11 protein-coding genes and 2 pseudogenes are annotated in these 15695 nt (G+C 67.8%); 4 read left to right on the top strand and 9 right to left on the bottom strand.

Features of this window, described 5'->3' with window-relative positions; all coding sequences use genetic code 11:
• Positions 1 to 176: 176 nt before the first annotated feature.
• From ACQF4J_RS32040 to ACQF4J_RS32015, 6 genes are all read right to left on the bottom strand, one after another.
• On the bottom strand, positions 177 to 335 hold the full coding sequence (locus tag ACQF4J_RS32040) for a hypothetical protein (protein ID WP_427167413.1): 159 nt from the start codon (positions 333 to 335) through the stop codon (positions 177 to 179).
• A gap of 230 nt (positions 336 to 565) precedes the next feature.
• On the bottom strand, positions 566 to 1030 hold the full coding sequence (locus tag ACQF4J_RS32035; RefSeq protein WP_427167411.1) for a hypothetical protein: 465 nt from the start codon (positions 1028 to 1030) through the stop codon (positions 566 to 568).
• Between the two features lie 513 nt (positions 1031 to 1543).
• Complete coding sequence (locus tag ACQF4J_RS32030) at positions 1544 to 2794, bottom strand: alpha/beta fold hydrolase (protein WP_427167410.1); 1251 nt, start codon at positions 2792 to 2794, stop codon at positions 1544 to 1546.
• A gap of 290 nt (positions 2795 to 3084) precedes the next feature.
• Positions 3085 to 5037 (bottom strand): galactose oxidase-like domain-containing protein, encoded by a 1953-nt coding sequence (locus ACQF4J_RS32025; RefSeq protein ID WP_427167408.1) that lies wholly within the window; start codon positions 5035 to 5037, stop codon positions 3085 to 3087.
• Between the two features lie 502 nt (positions 5038 to 5539).
• Positions 5540 to 5704, bottom strand: coding sequence for a hypothetical protein (locus ACQF4J_RS32020; RefSeq protein ID WP_427167406.1), 165 nt, complete (start codon positions 5702 to 5704; stop codon positions 5540 to 5542).
• Positions 5701 to 5994: a hypothetical protein gene (locus ACQF4J_RS32015; protein ID WP_427167404.1), complete on the bottom strand. Its 294-nt coding sequence runs from the start codon at positions 5992 to 5994 to the stop codon at positions 5701 to 5703. The genes ACQF4J_RS32020 and ACQF4J_RS32015 overlap by 4 nt, the downstream gene beginning before the upstream one ends.
• A gap of 386 nt (positions 5995 to 6380) precedes the next feature.
• On the opposite strand from ACQF4J_RS32015, the gene ACQF4J_RS32010 reads away from it, so the two are divergent.
• From ACQF4J_RS32010 to ACQF4J_RS32000, 3 genes are all read left to right on the top strand, one after another.
• Entirely contained in the window at positions 6381 to 7259 is an 879-nt protein-coding gene (locus ACQF4J_RS32010; protein ID WP_427167402.1) for a potassium channel family protein, read from the top strand.
• Positions 7260 to 7529: 270 nt separating this feature from the next.
• Positions 7530 to 7961: an NfeD family protein gene (locus ACQF4J_RS32005; protein WP_427167400.1), complete on the top strand. Its 432-nt coding sequence runs from the start codon at positions 7530 to 7532 to the stop codon at positions 7959 to 7961.
• A 4-nt stretch (positions 7962 to 7965) separates the two neighbouring features.
• Entirely contained in the window at positions 7966 to 9003 is a 1038-nt protein-coding gene (locus ACQF4J_RS32000) for an SPFH domain-containing protein (RefSeq protein WP_427167398.1), read from the top strand.
• A gap of 592 nt (positions 9004 to 9595) precedes the next feature.
• Here ACQF4J_RS32000 and ACQF4J_RS31995 read toward each other — a convergent pair.
• The 3 genes and pseudogenes from ACQF4J_RS31995 to ACQF4J_RS31985 all read right to left on the bottom strand — a co-directional run.
• A pseudogene (locus ACQF4J_RS31995) lies at positions 9596 to 10165 on the bottom strand (DEAD/DEAH box helicase); the annotation flags it as partial.
• A 1669-nt stretch (positions 10166 to 11834) separates the two neighbouring features.
• Positions 11835 to 12839 (bottom strand): annotated as a pseudogene (locus ACQF4J_RS31990) (DUF4011 domain-containing protein); the annotation flags it as partial.
• Between the two features lie 910 nt (positions 12840 to 13749).
• Positions 13750 to 14274 (bottom strand): Lrp/AsnC family transcriptional regulator, encoded by a 525-nt coding sequence (locus tag ACQF4J_RS31985; RefSeq protein WP_427167396.1) that lies wholly within the window; start codon positions 14272 to 14274, stop codon positions 13750 to 13752.
• Positions 14275 to 14469: 195 nt separating this feature from the next.
• Between ACQF4J_RS31985 and hppD the strand changes: the two genes are divergently transcribed.
• On the top strand, positions 14470 to 15675 hold the full coding sequence (gene hppD, locus ACQF4J_RS31980) for a 4-hydroxyphenylpyruvate dioxygenase (RefSeq protein WP_427167394.1): 1206 nt from the start codon (positions 14470 to 14472) through the stop codon (positions 15673 to 15675).
• Positions 15676 to 15695 lie beyond the last annotated feature (20 nt).

Here is a 15695-nt window from a genome sequence, read left to right as displayed (position 1 = left end):
TGCGGAGCCGGTCCGCAATGCCGGGGGCCTCGGTCGCGCACGATCCGTGGCCATGCCGCCGGGGCAAGCAGGCGAGGCTCCCCGAAGGGGGTCCGGGCAGACACACCGGTGCCGCCGCGGCCAGTCCGGCTTCATCGCGGCGGCGACGGGAGGAGATGAGCGACGGGCGAGGGCAGTCACTGCCGGGTCTCGGAAGCGCCGAGTCGCTGGAAGGCGTCGCTCACCGTCTCGTTCTCGAAGGTGGACACGCCGTAGCGCGAGGTGTAGCCGAGTTCGAGGGACGTGCTCATCGTGTTTTCCGCGTAGGCGCCGGCCCCCAGGCCGAAGGGCTTCACGACACCTCCACGCCGACGGAGATCCCGACGTTCTGCGAGAACTCCTGCCCCCTCTCCTCCGAAACGCCCTGCTGGATCTCGTCAAGGATCGTTCCGCCGCCCGGCCTCCTGAAGTCGACGCGGCGGACGAGATCGTACTGACCGATACGGCGTCCGTGAGGCCGGCGGACGGCTTCACGGACGCCGATGGTCTTGCCGGGCCGGCGTGCCGGCCTGTGAACGGTGTGCGACTAGCCGATGACGATGTCGCAGTCCGCCCTGCCCCGGGCGGCGATGTCGGCGAAGTCCGCCTGGACGTTGGGGTCGTACGCAGCCGAGCTGATGCTGCGGGTCTTCTTGCCGGGTACGGCCTTCTTGCCGGTGGAGTGCGAGACGCTCGCCGCATCCCACGTCAGGTCACAGGTCCAGTGGAAGGTGCGGACGAGCAGGTGCGAGTTGTGCCCGCTTCCCGCGATCGACCAGTTGCCGTCCGCCTTGACCACGAAGGTGACGCTGCCACTGACGTCGCGGCTGCTGTCGCTCGTGGTGAACGTGATCGACTGGCCGTCCGCCGCCACCGTCTTGGTGGTGTCGTTGGCCTGCGCCGGAAGCGTTCCCAGCAGCAGGGAGCCCAGCCCGGCCCCCGTCGCGATCAGCAGCGCCAGCCCCCGGCGAGTCCGGTCGCGGCCGGACGTCCTGGTGTTGTCGAGTCGCATCTTCTGTCCTTCTCTCTCATGTGTCTTCGGTGTCTGAGGTGAGTGCCGGACCAGGGGGAGATGCCCCCGACTGCTCCTTGGCCCGGCACCGCTCAAGCATCGGGTTCGCCGCAGGGCCCAGGCTTGGTGGAGGTCTGAGACTCCTCTGAGGGTGGGCTGAGGACGGACTGAGGGTGCTTCTCTCAGTGGGCGAGCCGGTTTGACGGGGAGTCATGTGAGCACCACGTCCGGCGAGCCGGACGCCAGCGGGGTGGGTACGGCTGCCGGGATGTTCGCTCCGCGCACCGCAATCCACGACGCCGAGCACCGGCACCAGCAGACGGCCAAAGACCGCCGACGCGTACGTAGGCGGCGCGGGGCCCGCCCGGGGAATCAGGGCGAGCAGCTCCGGGAGCAGCCCAGGCAGGCTCCGTCAAGAAGATTCGGACGCAGGCGCCGCAGGGGAAGATCGCGGCCGCTGACTTCTTCGCCGCCCGGCGACGCCTTGGCTGCCGGATTCCGAGGCCACGCGGCTCACTCGGTCAGGAAGGCGTCGATGTGTGACAGGAACTCGTCCCAGGCCGGTTCGAACGCGGTGAGCAGGTGACTGCGGCTCTTGAGCAGCACCAGCCGGCTGTCGGGAATGAGAGCGGCCAGCTCATTGGCCTCCGAGACCGGCACCCGCTCGTCATCCCGGGAGTGGAGGATCAGCGTCGGACACGCCACCTCGTGGGCGATGTCGGACACGTCGATCCGGGCGAACTGCTCAAGGAAACGAACCCCGTTGGCCGGCGAAGTCGTCTGCTGCTGGAAGGTCGTGAACTCGTCCCAGTCCTCCGGTGTGCCATCGGGCAGGAACTGAGAGGCGAAGACCCGCAGGAATCTGGGGTTCTGGTGCATCCATCCCACCCGGGCCACATCCAGGTCGAGGGCCGCCTCCGCACCCTCGGTCTCGCTTCGGGCCCGGACCTGCCGTCCTCGGGCGTAGGCTCCGGCGAGGATCAGCCGACTGACCCGCTCCGGATGGCGTACGGCATAAGCGACCGCCACCGCCCCGCCCTGTGACACCCCGAGCAGAGGGAATCTGTCGAGCCCCGCGGCCTCGACGACGGTCTCCAGGTCGTCGACCCAGTCGTCGAACGTGAAGCCGGGCACCGCCCAGTCGGAGAGGCCGCACCCGCGCTCGTCGTAGCGGATCAGCCGACGGTTACGGGCGAGGCCTCTCAGCCAGTGCGACCACACCGGAGTCGTCCACTCCAGGTCGAGATGGGACATCCAGTTGGCCGCCTTGAGCAGGGGCGGGCCCGAGCCGACGGCGGCATAGGCGATGCGCGTGCCGTCACCTGCCCGGCAGAACCGGATGGTTTGACGATCGGCGCCGAGCGGCCCACCGACCACCGCCGGCTGCACACTGGCCTCTCTGCCGGGCTCGACGGGCGGCGCCCCCGGCCCGATGACCGTCGCCTCAGCCACGAACTGGTAACCCCGCCGGTGCACCGTTCTGATCACCTGTTGCCGGCTGCCCGTGTCATCCACGGCCAGCCGTGCGGTCCGCAGCGCCGTGGTGAGCGCGGCCTCGCTGACGAAGCGGTCCCCCCACACCTCGTCGAGCAGCTCGTTCTTCGGCACCACGCGGTCACGGTGCTCGACCAGATGTCGCAGCAGGTCCAGGGCCCGGGGCTCGACATGGACCGGTTCGCTGCCCCGCCGGAGCTGGTGCCGAGCCATGTCCAGCTCGTACTCACCGAAGCGGTACTTATCTCCCTCCACCTTTGCAGCGTACAACTCCCGCCTAACTGCGTACACATGAACGAGTGCCAGGCACGTCGCGTACGTCCGGTCACGGACACATGGCCCGCGTCGCAGGCAGGATGCCGATTGAGGCGACCGGCAAGGCGGAGCCGTCCCCGAACGGAATCCGGATCCCGTGACGCACCCCAGCAGTCGTACAGTCGAGCAACCATGTCGTGACTGGCATCCATGGCCTCCACGGAGGCTGGGAATCGAGTCCGGTAGCCGGTCGTCGGAGACAAGACGATGGGCGGTAGCTGCGACCGAGGTAAGGGACAGGGCGCCTAGGGCACGCGCACCCACCGCGCCTTGGACGGTGTGCCCTGGTCGTCGGTGACGAAGAGCATGTACCAGCCGGCCGGGACCAGATCGCGGTTCTTCGGGACGGTGACCTGGATGCCCTTGCCGTCCTTCGTCTTCTTGAAGTCGAGGGCGATGGAGCGCTGTTCGACGTCGGTGACGTGGGTGGTGGAGCTGGGGTGGATCAGCCGCGCCGTCTTGACGACCGAGGCGTACTTGGTGGCGAAGGTCGCGGTCTGGCCGAGCCTGACGGTGCTCGGCCCGCTCGTGAGTGAGGGACGCGAGACGCGGTACAGGTACGGCGGGGTGTAGATCTCCAGACGCTGTTCGAAGACCCCGGGCTTGGACTTGGCCTTGTCGGCGAAGAGCGAGTCGCCCCCGAAGGTGATGACCCGGCCGTCGGGCAGCAGGATGGAGCCGGAGTGGTAGTTGCGGCCCACCTCGGGGTCGGCGACGCGGCGCATCCTGCCGGTCTTGGCGTCGTAGATGCGTGCCTGGTGGATGTTCTCGGAGGAGGGGCCCCGGTAGTCCTGGGAGCCGCCGGTGATCAGAACGGTGTCGTCGGGCAGGATCGACAGTTCCGGGTAGCGGGTGCCTTCCTCCAGCCGGGGCCCGTCCGTGAAGTGCGGGCTGTTCGCCTTGAGGTCGATGACCCGGGTCTTCCTCGACGATCTGGGCGACTCCCCGATACCCCCGCCGCCGACCACCATGAACTTCTCGTCCTGGGCGGGCGGCAGCATCACCGTGCCGGAGGTCTCCATCAGGTTCGCGTCGTCGAGACCGGGCAGCTCGGTGAACTTGTTGGTGTCGAACTGCCAGATTCCCGGCGTGCGGCCCACGTTGCTCGGCCCGTAGCCGGCGTTGGAGCCGGAGTAGAAGAAGGTGCCGTCGGGCAGCTGGAAGACGGCCGGGTAGGTGGGGAACTGGCGGATCTTTCCGCTGTAGTGCCAGGTCTTGGTCTTCGGGTCGTAGATCTCGCTCTTGCCGGGCACGACCTGGCCGATGTCGTCCAGGCCGGACAGGGCCAGCACCCGGCCGTCGGCGAGCCGGGTCAGGGTCGGGTACCAGCGCGCCTCGTTCATCGGGGCGACCTTGGTGAACTTCTCGGTGTACGGGTTGAACTCGTACGCCTGCCGGATGCCCTGGAAGTCCTTCTTGTCGAGGCCGAGTTTGTTGGCGATGCCGTACACGTTGTGGGTGTCGGAGCCGGTCAGGCCCTGGATGCGGTAGTTCTCCTGGGCGCCGGTCTCGTACTTGGTGCCCTTCCTCTGCGCCTCGACGTAGGTACGGCCCAGGCTCGCCTCGGTGCGCAGGAACCTGCCGGTCTTCCTGTCGAAGACCTTCTTCGCCGGCTTGACGGTGACCGGGTCCTTGGAGACGAACGTCTTGTGGTTCTCCTTGCCGGTGAAGTGGGTCCCGGCGGGCAGGGTGATCGGCTTGTCCGGGTTCTCGTTGTGGACGACCATCAGGCCGCCGGCCTTGGTGACGTCGCCCTTGAGCTTCTCGTAGCGTTTGGTGCCGCCCGCGAACAGCAGGTTGCCGTTGGCGAGATGGATGTGGCCGGTGCAGAACAGGTCGGCCGGGGTCTTGACCTCGTCGTACGTGTTCTTGACGGGATCCCAGACCACCGAACGGAAGTTCTTCGCGTCGAAGTTGTCGAGGTTGTTGCCGGAGCCGGCGACCAGCAGCACCTTGCCGGTCTGCAGCAGCGCCCCGTGGATGGTGTTCTGCCGGAACTCCTCCGGCACGTCCACCAGGTCCCAGTGACCGTTCTCGGCCTTGTACTCGGGCCTGTTGATCTTGTAAGTGTGGTACTTCTCGCTCCCGAATCGGTACAGCCAGGGCCCGTTCAGCCCGGCCAGCGCCAGCACCACCACGGTGCTGACAGCGAGACGGCGGGCGCGACGGCGCGCGCCGAAATCACGTGCGGAACTCATACCCACATCCCCCCCGGAATGGGTGCAGTAGCGGTCAGCGACCACTCAAAGTAACGGTCGCGCGACGAAGCGCCATCATATTTTGCATCCTGCAAAGAAGGGGCCAAACGCGTGTAACGGCCGCGATAACGACACGGAGCCTGCGCCACCCGTCTCACGCTTCCGCCGTCGGCCCATCGCACCGGGCGAGGGCGCAGTGGACGTCGATGTCCTGGTCAGACCGGCCGAGGGGGTTCTTGTCGAGGTGGGCGTCACGCGTGAGCGACAGTCCCCGGCGTCGTCCCGCGCATGACGGCCCAGACGTGACGGCCGTCGAGGCCCGGGGCTGACGTCCTGTCCGGCCGCCGACGCCCCGGGAAACGTCGACCAAGGTCATTGCGGCCCACCCGAGCCTCTCGGACACCTTCAGCAGAACGAAGGCCGCCGGAGCAGTCGCGGCCGGGCCCAGGGGCATCGTTCATGTGTACGCCTCCGGACGCGGGTCGTCGCCGCAGAGGTGATATCAGCCGCCGCTTCCGATCTTTCCGTTGGCCGCGACAAAAGCCGTGGTCGCGGGCTGTGTGCCGCAGACCCGCCGGGTGACGCCCTCCAGCAGCTCGGCGAGGTCGACTCCCTTGGTGGAGATGCGGAGTTCGACGCCATGGGCCGCCCCGGACCGGTCGCTCACCAGCGCACGGCCGAAGCGGGTACGCGAGCCGGCCGATGGCGAGGCCGGCCGGTACGCCGACCGCCGTGGCGCCCCCGCTCCCAGCCTGTGGCGCCCATCACGATCGCGCCGGAGAAACCGAGCATCGACACGAATCCGGCGACGACCGGAAGCGACAGCCACTCCTGGAACATGCCGCCCGGCACTCCAACGCCGTCGAAGAGCCCCTCCAGGACGCCGTCGAAGACGAGCGACAATGCAAGGAGGGCGGCCCCCGTTGTGCCGAGACCGAGAAACCAGGCCATCCGCATACACCGCCTCTCCTTGCTCTCCCCCGTCGTAGAACGCAACTTCACATGCAGGCATCGACCCTGACATTGGCCGCTTCCGGCAATCTTTGTGCAGCTGTGATGCCGTTCTCCTCACAACCCGACCTCGGCAACACTGTTGCCCGACCCCCTGCCTGGGTGCCATGGCTCCTGCCCCGCCCTCCCGGCCACCACGCCCCCAGTGGCGCGGCCAGGTGAGCGGCCCGGGGGGGTGCGCCGCGCTCACCCATCGGGGTGCTCGGCCGCTCCCACAGGGTTGAGACCACGTCAGCACGTGGGAGGCCGCCGCCCCCGGTGGGAAGGGCCAGGGCATGACGTGGTTTGTGACGTTTCTCGGTGCCGCCATCGTGATAGCCATTCTCCGGGACGTGTTTCACACGATCTGGCACCCGACCCGCCACGGCGGCCTGAGCAGGCTGGTGATGACGGGGATGTGGCGCTTGTCCTCGCGCCTGAGCGCCCGAAGGCGCGCGGCCGGGCTCGCCGGCCCCCTGGGCATGGTCTGCGTCGTCTCGGTGTGGGCGCTGGCCGTGGCCGTCGGGTGGGCCCTGGTCTACTGGCCGCACATGCCGCAGAGCTTCTCCTACTCCGCCGGTCTCGTCCCGGCCGAGCACGCGGGACCGGTGGACGCGCTGTACGTTTCCCTGGTGACGCTCGCCACCCTCGGCCTCGGGGACATTGCGCCGGCCGTGGGCTGGCTGCGCGTCGTCGGCCCGCTGGAGGCGCTCGTCGGCTTCGCCCTCCTGTCGGCGACCGTGGCATGGATTCTCGGCATCTACCCCGCTCTGGCCCGCCGCCGCACGCTCGCGCTGCGCCTTTCCCACGTGCGCGGCGGGGCGACCTCCCGGGAACTCGACTCGGACGGGGGCGCCTCCCTGCTGGACGGCCTGGCGTCGGCCGTCTCGGTCATCACGGTCGACTTCCTCCAGTACGCGGAGTCGTACTACTTCTACGACGGCGACGAGAACACCTCGCTGCCCCGGCAGATCGGTCACGCCGTCGGCCTCGCGGAACTGGCGGTGCACTCCCGCCATCCCGACGTCCGGCTCTCCGCCTCGGTGCTGCGCAGGGCACTGGACGACCTGGCGGCCATCCTGGACGAGCGTTTCCTGCGCACAGGGGCGGCCACGGCCGGTGTCTTCGCGTCGTACGCCTCCGATCACGGCGACCGCAGGAGGACCGGGGCCGCCCTCCGAAGGGGGCCGGACGCATCCTCCCCAGGTGACGAAGAGCGGCGTCGCCCCTGAAGGACGGCGCACCATCCGCATTCGATCAATGGGTCACGCAAGGAACCGTATTGACGGCCCTCGATTCGTCCACGAGGAGGGTAGTGATCTTCCTTCCGTGGGTAAAGTGAAGGCAAAGGGATTCGCCGCCTGTTGGGAGGTGCGTCGGCTTGGCCCGCTTCGATGGGGCGGCAGGATTTTCTTGCTCAGGGGTATCGCGGCTACCCCATGTCGCGATCCACTGGCGGGCATCAAGGCCCTCCGCCCCGCACCGGTCAGAAGAGGCACGCAATGGATCTATGGCTGATCTGGTTGATCATCGCAGCCGTGCTGGCTGTCGCGGAGATCCTCACCCTGACTGCCGCGCTCGGAATGCTGAGCGCGGCCGCGGTGGTCACGGCAGGGTCCGCCGCGGTCGGGTTGCCGGCACCCTTCCAGTTCCTGGTGTTCGCCGCCGTCGCCACGGTCACCGTACTGTTCGTGCGCCCCATCGCGCTGCGCCACCTGATCCAGCCCCAAGCGGCGCGCTTCGGCGTGGACGCGCTGGTCGGCAAGGCTGCCTATGTCGTCTCAGAGGTGACGGGTCTGGGCGGCAGGATCCGTATCGACGGCGAGGAATGGACGGCCCGCGCCTACGACGAGACGCTGGTCATTCCTGCCGGAAAGACCGTCGACGTCATAGAGATCAGTGGCGCCACCGCGATCGTCTACCCCCGGGACTGAAACCATGGAAAACTCTGCGTTCTTGATTGTCGGCCTGATCGTCGCACTGTTCGCGATTTTCACCGTGGTGCGGGCGGTCCGTATCGTGCCCCAGGCACGCGCTCGTAATGTCGAGCGCCTCGGCCGCTACCATCGGACCCTGACTCCTGGGCTCAGCCTCGTCATCCCGTACATCGACCGCGTTCATCCGCTGATCGACCTGCGCGAACAGGTAGTCTCCTTCAAGCCGCAGCCGGTCATCACCGAGGACAACCTGGTCGTCGAGATCGACACCGTCCTCTATTTCCAGGTCACCGACCCACGAGCGGCTTTCTACGAGATCGCCAGTTTCCTTCAGGCGGTCGAGCAGCTGACCGTCACGACTTTGCGTAATGTCGTGGGCTCCATGGACCTGGAGAAGACGCTCACCTCGCGGGACACCATCAACAGCCAGCTGCGGGGCGTGCTGGACGAGGCAACGGGCAAGTGGGGGCTGAGGGTCAACCGTGTGGAGATCAAGGCCATCGATCCCCCGAAGACCATCAAGGACGCGATGGAGAAGCAGATGCGGGCCGAGCGGGACAAGCGGGCCGCGATTCTCACCGCCGAGGGGCAACGCCAGTCGCAGATCCTCACCGCCGAAGGCGACAAGCAGGCCGCCGTCCTGCGCGCCGAGGGCAACCGCACCGCCGCGATCCTCCAGGCCGAGGGCCAGTCACGCGCCATCGACGAGGTGTTCCAGGCCGTGCATCGCAACGACCCCGACCCCAAGCTGCTCGCCTGGCAATACCTCCAGACGCTGCCTCAACTCGCGCAGGGCGCGGGCAGTACCTTCTGGGTGATCCCCAGCGAGGTCACCTCGGCACTCCAGGGCGTGTCCCGCGCCTTCAGCGAGGCGCTGCCGCAGTCGCCGGCCACCCGCGAGAAACCGTCGGACGACATGGCTGCCGAAGCGGCCAGTGACACGGCTCAGGCCGCGGAAGCCGCAGCCGCCGCCCTCGCCGACGCGGCCAGGGCCGACCATGCCTCCCCCGACTCCCTCCCGTCCCAGCCCCCGCGCTGACAGCGGCGGACAACCACCATCACCTCGACGAAGCGCAGTCCCCGCCGGCCTCGGTACACGTCTCCTCACCCACCGCCGGCCCGGGTGTGTCCGCCATGCAGCACCACGGGCGCCCGGCCCCCGACGTTCCGGTGACCGCCGGACCCGACCCCGAGGGTTTGTTTGGACAGTAGACATGCCATCTGGCCTGCGAAACGAGAGGGCGGCAGACGAGTCGGGCTGTACGCAGGGGAGTGCCACCGCGGCGCTATGACCTGGGCAAACATATAAGGAGGACTCTTGTGTGGCTACCTTGATGGCTGCACAAGACGACATCCTGCACTGGAGCGGTCCAGACGGAGGCTTCGTCGCTATTGGGGTCAGGGCGCGGTCTCGACAGGCGGACGCGATCCGATCCCGACTCGCCGCACGCGGCCTCAAGGCCACCACGGTGGACACTGCCAACCGGCTCCAAAGCCGCGAGTTCGGTGTAACCCTCGTTTGATGCTCCTTCTCCTGCCGTCAAAACGCCTCCGCGTTTCAGTAGTGACGGAGCAGTTGGGCGGGCGTAAGTCCCACCTCCAGAGCGAAGCGGCCTTGGCGGCTTTCCGATTCAGCCGTCGTACTGAAAGCGCGCCGACTCGTCTAGCACAGAGCGGGCGCTCTCGAAGTCGGCCAAGCGGGCCGCCACCGTGGCCACGGCGAGGCGTTCCGGGAGGGCGGCGGAGAACTTCAGGCCGCGTACGGCCCGACGGTCCACGTCGGGCAGGACGAGGTTCTCGCCGACGTCCTCTCGGGCCACACGCCAGGCGGCCGGGGTGAGGTTCTCACGCAGGCGCAGCCAGCTGTCGGTGGGCCGTTGCAGGGGGTCAGTGACCGACTGGAGGGTGGCCGCCAGGGTGGCGTTGGCGCGGTAGCCGGCCCAGGTCCACCAACGGACATCGGAGCCGACGCGCGTGATCAACGTGCCGCCCGGGTGGACGGTGCCAGGTGCGTCGGTCTCGCGCTGCTCGGCCAGGCACGCCTCCGCCCGCCGGGTGAGGGAAACGGGCGGGTTCGTGCCGAGCAGCACCTCGCGCATGGCGCGCGTCAGGGCGTACGACAGTCCGGCGACGCCGCCGTTCATCCACTTGGCGATTCCGCCGCCGTCGGCCGGCTCGACGAAGACGCGTTTGCGCAGCCACGGCCCGGATGCCGCTGGACAACATGCCGGCGAGTCCTTGCCGGCCCGCCATGAGCCGGTGGACGGCTTCGGGCAGTTCGGGCGTGGAGACGGCCTCGGGCACAAAGGTGCCACCGGCCGCTTCCTCGGCGACTCTCAGTTCCTCGGCGGCAGCGGAGATCTCCGCGACGGCAGCCTGGACACCGAGCAGCGCGCGGGGATCGAACCAAGCTTCGAGGGCACGGTCCGAGGCTGTGGTCAGGTCCACGAGCATGGCCAAGTCCTCGGCCTCAGGCGTCGCTTTCGGCCTGCCGCATCCCAGGCGCTCGGCCACCGAGTCGGCGTCCCCTGCGGCTGTCTCAAGAACGTCGGCGAGGGCGTCGAACCGCCTGGCCAGATCCGCGGCCTCGCGGCTGGTCAAAGAGGCGATGTCGATCCCTGGCGGTTCCAGTGTGGCAAGGGCCTGTTCGTTCGCCGGCCGCTCCGTGCTCACTTCTGGCCGCAGTTCGGCCCACCCCGGGCCGGCGTGCTCCGTGGCGAGGGCCTGAGCGGCTATCACGTGGTCCCGCCGAGAGAAGAAGTCGCTCAGTGCGTCGGCAGCAACTCCGACCGCCGCCGCCTCCACGAGCGCGGGGCCCTCAGGAACCAACCACTGCTCGAGGGGACGGTGTTCCGTGCCGGCGACAGCGATCACGTCACACAGATGACGTGCTTCTTCAAGGCCGTCAGGATTCGCGAGACCGGTGATATGACTGACCTGGGTGAGGCTTCGCAGGGCCCGCTCCAGCACATCAGCAGTTGCGTCGAACTCGCCGGCGAGCTCTCGCGCTTGTCCCTCGGTCAGTCCGGCGAGGTCGAGGCCGCGCGGCGCCATCCGGGAGAGCATCTTCTCGGCTTCACCGGGCTCGGCCTTCAGCCTGGTCGACAGCTCCTGCCAGCGCTCCCCCACGGTCGCGAGGACGGCGGAACTCGTACGCTGAACCGTGCGCAGTTCCTTGAGGAAGGCGTCGACCCGGTCGTCCACCTCGTCGGCGAAGGCGTCGGTGGTCAGCCAGGCTTCTGGCACGGGACTTCGCACGTCGAGCAGGCGCAAAAGCGCAATCAGGCGGTCGACGCCGCTCTGGCCAGCCGCAGGCAGACCCGCGGGGGTGAGATCCCGATACCGGTCGACGGCTGCCGCGAGCGAATCCCGCGCCGCCATCGCCTGCTCCAGTACAGGACGTGGGTGCGGCAGGTCGCCCCGCAGATCACGCCAGGGGAACGACGGGTCGGCGACCGCCTCCCAAGCGTTGGAGATGGCTTTCGTCGCCTCGATGATCAGGCGTAGGTCTTCCCCTTCCAGCGTCTCGGCGCGAAACGTCGCCTCTCCAACCGTAGTGGTGGCGTCACCGTGACTCAGGTACGCCACCGGGGCCTCGGAGAGCTGGCCGACTCGGCCGAGCACGTCGTGCAGGGTTAGTCCCAGAGGGTCGCGGACCTCGTTCATTGCTTCGGCGTAGGCGCTGAGGGCCAGGCGGAGCTCCTTGGCCTGCGCAAGCGTCTGCTGCGACAGTTGCGGTGCGAGCAGCTTCTCCCCGAGCGCCCGGCCCAGCTCCTGGGCCACCGCTTTTCGGCTGGTGTTGTGGCTGTGGAGGGCCAGGGCGAATGAGTCGAGTCCCACCGATCTCAGCCGGTCGAGGACGACATCGAGGGCCGCCGCCTTCTCACTGACGAACAGCACGCTGCGGCCCGCGTGCATGAGCCCGGCGATCATGTTGGTGATCGTCTGGCTCTTGCCTGTTCCGGGCGGGCCGTCCAGGACGAACGACTGCCCGGCCACGGCCGCGGCGACAGCCTGCCGCTGCGAGGCGTCGGCGTCGAGCACCAACGGGCTGTCCTCGGGCGGGTTCAGATCATCGATCCGGTCGAGCTCGATCTCCTCGAAGTCGAAACGGTCAGAAGCGAGTCCGGAACCCGGTCCGAGCGCGATCGCACGCACGAGATCACTGTCGAGGACCCGCCCCTCGTTCTCCAGCAGGTCCTGATACATCGACTCCTTGTGGGAAGCGAAGAGCGCGAGAACCACACGGTCGGAGACCTGCCATCCGGACTTGTCCGCCACCACGCGAGCAGCGGCGGACAGGACCGCCTGCGGGTCCGACGGGTCCTGTTCGGCGACCGGCGTCCAGTCGATGTGGAACTGCTGCAGCTTCACTCTCAGGGCCGGATTCAGGCGGGGTTCTTCGTCGTCACTCGCTCTGAGGCGCACCCGGCCGTTACGCGTGCGCTCGATGACCGCCGGCCTCAGAACCAGAGGGGCATCGCTGCCTGCCTCGGCTCCGTCCTCCCGCCAGCGCAGCATGCCGACGCCGAGGTTGAGCGTCCACAGGCCGTAGTCATTGAAAATCTGCGTCGCTTTACCGCGCAGACTGTTCAACGCGCGCTGGAGAGAAGGCGCGGTGGTCTTTTGAGTGACGATGCCGTCGGAGCGGTCCCCCTTCTTTGCCAGGACAACGTCTCGGGGGCGCACTCCCTCGCCGGCTTCCGATTCGTCGTCCGGGAGAGGCGCGAAGTCCCAGCCACGGGACAAGCCCTGGACAAGCTGCTGCGCAGACGGGGTCGAGATCTCCAGTGTCGCCGACTTGGTGTGGCGGAAATTGAGCAGCCGGTTACGGCCACTCAGATCCACGAGTGAGGTGCGCCAGCTCTCAAGCATCGCCTTGAGGCGGTCGACTTCCTGACTGCCGTCGTGGCCACCCGCGTTCGTCACGTTGAGCCCCTGATGTTGTCGCCTCTGGGCCAACGGAGCACCGACGTCGTACAGCAGTCCCCACTGCCGCCAACGCAAAGCGCGGCCACAGGCGTCCATGCTGTCCTGGTGGCCGCACAAGTCCCGCTGATCCCCCCTGAATCCGGAATTCTACGGTCAGCACACCAATGCGTGAAGTGTTAACTACAAACAGCTTCCACGGCGCTCACGAACCCGACTGCGCCCGCCCCTTCGCTTCTCCGGAGAAGCGAAGGGGCGGCACCGACCCCGTAACGGGCCCGCTACCTCGACGTCTAGACGCGCTTCCCGGGCGCAGGCCATCACCGATGGGGCCGTGCAGCCTTGCCGCAACGATGGACACATCGGAACCTTTTGTCCCGATTTGCTCAGGATAAACCCTGTACTGTCCAGCCTCCGGTGGGCAGAACTCGCTGTGCGAAAGCTCTGGTCGAAGCGGACTCCCAGCAGCGCTGGAACCGGCCGGGGGCAGGGAGTTGCCGCCCTTGCTTCCAACCGGATTGGAAGCGGCAGACGAGTCGGGCTGCACGCCGGGAGGATCCTGGCAGTGCTATGACCTGCGCAGACGGGCATAGTGTTCACCAGCGTGGCTACTTTGACGGCTACGCAAGCACGGATTCGCCCTGCCTCATCCCGCAGCAGGAGGACCCTGTCCGGCACTGAAGCGCCCAGCGGGGGCTTTCTCGCTTCTGGGGCAGTCGGTCCGCAATCCAACCATCACTTCGTATGAAGCAGGCCCTTGCCGACGTACAGTGCGGTCACGATCAGCTGCTGGATTCCGCCCGTCGGCGGGCCCCGCATCGAACGACTGGAGACTGTGCCCATCACGGCGGTCGAACTACCGTGTGGGCCGTCGGCCGCTCTTCCTGTCGCGGTACGCCGGGGCCCTGCCGCCACCCCGCGCGTGCGTCGCCAACAGCGGCAGCGCACGGGGCTCCACCACCGTGGAAAGGACCACGACGCTGGTCGAGCGTGCGATGTGCGGGGAACGGGTGACTTCAAGGAGAGCCTCCTGCAGTTCCTCCTGGTTCCGGGCGGCCATGCGACAGAGCACATCGCCGGTTCCGGTGGTGGCGAAGGCGTCCAGCACGGCTGGATGGCGCTCGAGTACGTCGCGGACCTCGTGCAGCGCGCCCTGCGCGATCTCAAGCGTCACGAAGGCTTGGACGGTGTAGCCCGCGGCATGCAGATCGATGTCGGGCCCGTATCCGGTGATCACGCCGGCGGATTCCATCTTCTCGATTCGGGACTGGACCGTCGCTCGCGCTACGCCGGTCAGTCTGGACAGCTCCAGGTGCCCCGCGCGGGGGTGGCCCTGGAGAGCGTTCAGCAGGGCGACGTCCAGCTCGTCGAGGCCGCTCATGCAGCTACCTTTCGCCGGTGCCAGGATCAAGCTCGGTAAGTAGGCGCATCGTATAGCGGAATCCCCATATTGCCAGGCTGCCTTAGCAGATCTACTAGCGAATTCTGGGTATGTTGCGCAGTTGCAGGGGCGCCCGCTCATACTCCCGCAGGCCAACCCGTGTCGCCCGGCGACACCGAGTCAGCGGAGAGAACCATGAGCCTCGAGCACACCCTCACCGACCAGGAACGACTGGCCGACCTCGGCCTCGACCAGCTGAAGCAGCTGGTCGGCCTGGTCTCCTACGACGACACCACAGACCCCTTTCCGGTGACCGGATGGGATGCCGTCGAGTGGGTGGTCGGCAACGCCAAGCAGACGGCGCACTTATTCCAGTCCGCCCTGGGAATGGAGCTCGTGGCCTACTCCGGCCCCGAGCACGGCAATCGCGATCACCACGCCTACGTCGTCAGGAGCGGCGCCGTCCGGTTCGTCGTCAAGGGTGGCGTGTCCCCCGACAGCCCGCTGCACGACCACCATCGCCGGCATGGTGACGGCGTCGTCGACATCGCTCTGGAGGTGCCGGATGTGGATCGCTGCATCGAGCACGCCCGCAGCCAGGGTGCGACGGTGCTGGAGGAGCCCCACGACGTCGCGGACGAGCACGGGGTGCTTCGCGTCGCGGCCATCGCCACCTATGGCGAGACCCGGCACAGCCTGGTGGACCGCTCGCGCTACCAAGGCGTCTACCGGCCCGGCTACGTCGAGTTGGCCTCGTCGTACGTCAGGCGTCCGGGCGCGCCGAAGCGCCTGTTCCAGGCTCTGGACCACGTCGTGGGCAACGTGGAACTCGGCCGCATGGACGAATGGGTGGACTTCTACAACAGCGTCATGGGCTTCACGAACATGGCGGAGTTCATCGGCGACGACATCGCGACCGATTACTCGGCCCTTATGTCGAAGGTGGTGGCCAACGGCAACCACCGGGTGAAGTTCCCGCTCAACGAGCCTGCCATCGCCAAGAAGAAGTCGCAGATCGACGAGTACCTCGAGTTCTACCGGGGACCGGGGGCGCAGCACCTGGCCCTGGCGACGAACGACATCCTTCGCACCGTGGACTGCCTCCGGCAGGAAGGCATCGAGTTCCTCGCCACCCCGGACTCCTACTACGAGGACCCGGAGCTGCGCGCCCGCATCGGCGAGGTCCGCGTCCCCATCGAGGAACTGCACAGGCGCGGCATCCTGGTCGACCGTGACGAGGACGGCTACCTCCTGCAGATCTTCACCAAGCCGATCGGCGACCGCCCCACCGTCTTCTTCGAGTTCATCGAGCGTCACGGCTCCCTCGGCTTCGGCAAGGGCAACTTCAAGGCACTCTTCGAGGCACTGGAGCGCGAGCAGGAACGCCGCGGGAACCTCTAGCCACCGTCTGCGCCCGGGCC

This window comes from Streptomyces sp. C1-1 (assembly GCF_050214755.1).
In the GTDB taxonomy this organism is placed as follows: domain Bacteria; phylum Actinomycetota; class Actinomycetes; order Streptomycetales; family Streptomycetaceae; genus Streptomyces.
The sequence above is the reverse complement of the archived record's forward strand: the minus strand, read 5'-3'. Positions and strand labels throughout refer to the sequence as shown.

Excerpts from the sequence above, each read along its gene's own strand:
- ACQF4J_RS32035 (WP_427167411.1), bottom strand. The coding sequence starts at position 1,030 with ATGCGACTCGACAACACCAGGACGTCCGGCCGCGACCGGACTCGCCGG.
- ACQF4J_RS31985 (WP_427167396.1), bottom strand. The coding sequence starts at position 14,274 with ATGAGCGGCCTCGACGAGCTGGACGTCGCCCTGCTGAACGCTCTCCAG.
- ACQF4J_RS32025 (WP_427167408.1), bottom strand. The coding sequence starts at position 5,037 with ATGAGTTCCGCACGTGATTTCGGCGCGCGCCGTCGCGCCCGCCGTCTC.
- ACQF4J_RS32005 (WP_427167400.1), top strand. The coding sequence starts at position 7,530 with ATGGATCTATGGCTGATCTGGTTGATCATCGCAGCCGTGCTGGCTGTC.
- ACQF4J_RS32000 (WP_427167398.1), top strand. The coding sequence starts at position 7,966 with ATGGAAAACTCTGCGTTCTTGATTGTCGGCCTGATCGTCGCACTGTTC.
- hppD (WP_427167394.1), top strand. The coding sequence starts at position 14,470 with ATGAGCCTCGAGCACACCCTCACCGACCAGGAACGACTGGCCGACCTC.
- ACQF4J_RS32015 (WP_427167404.1), bottom strand. The coding sequence starts at position 5,994 with ATGCGGATGGCCTGGTTTCTCGGTCTCGGCACAACGGGGGCCGCCCTC.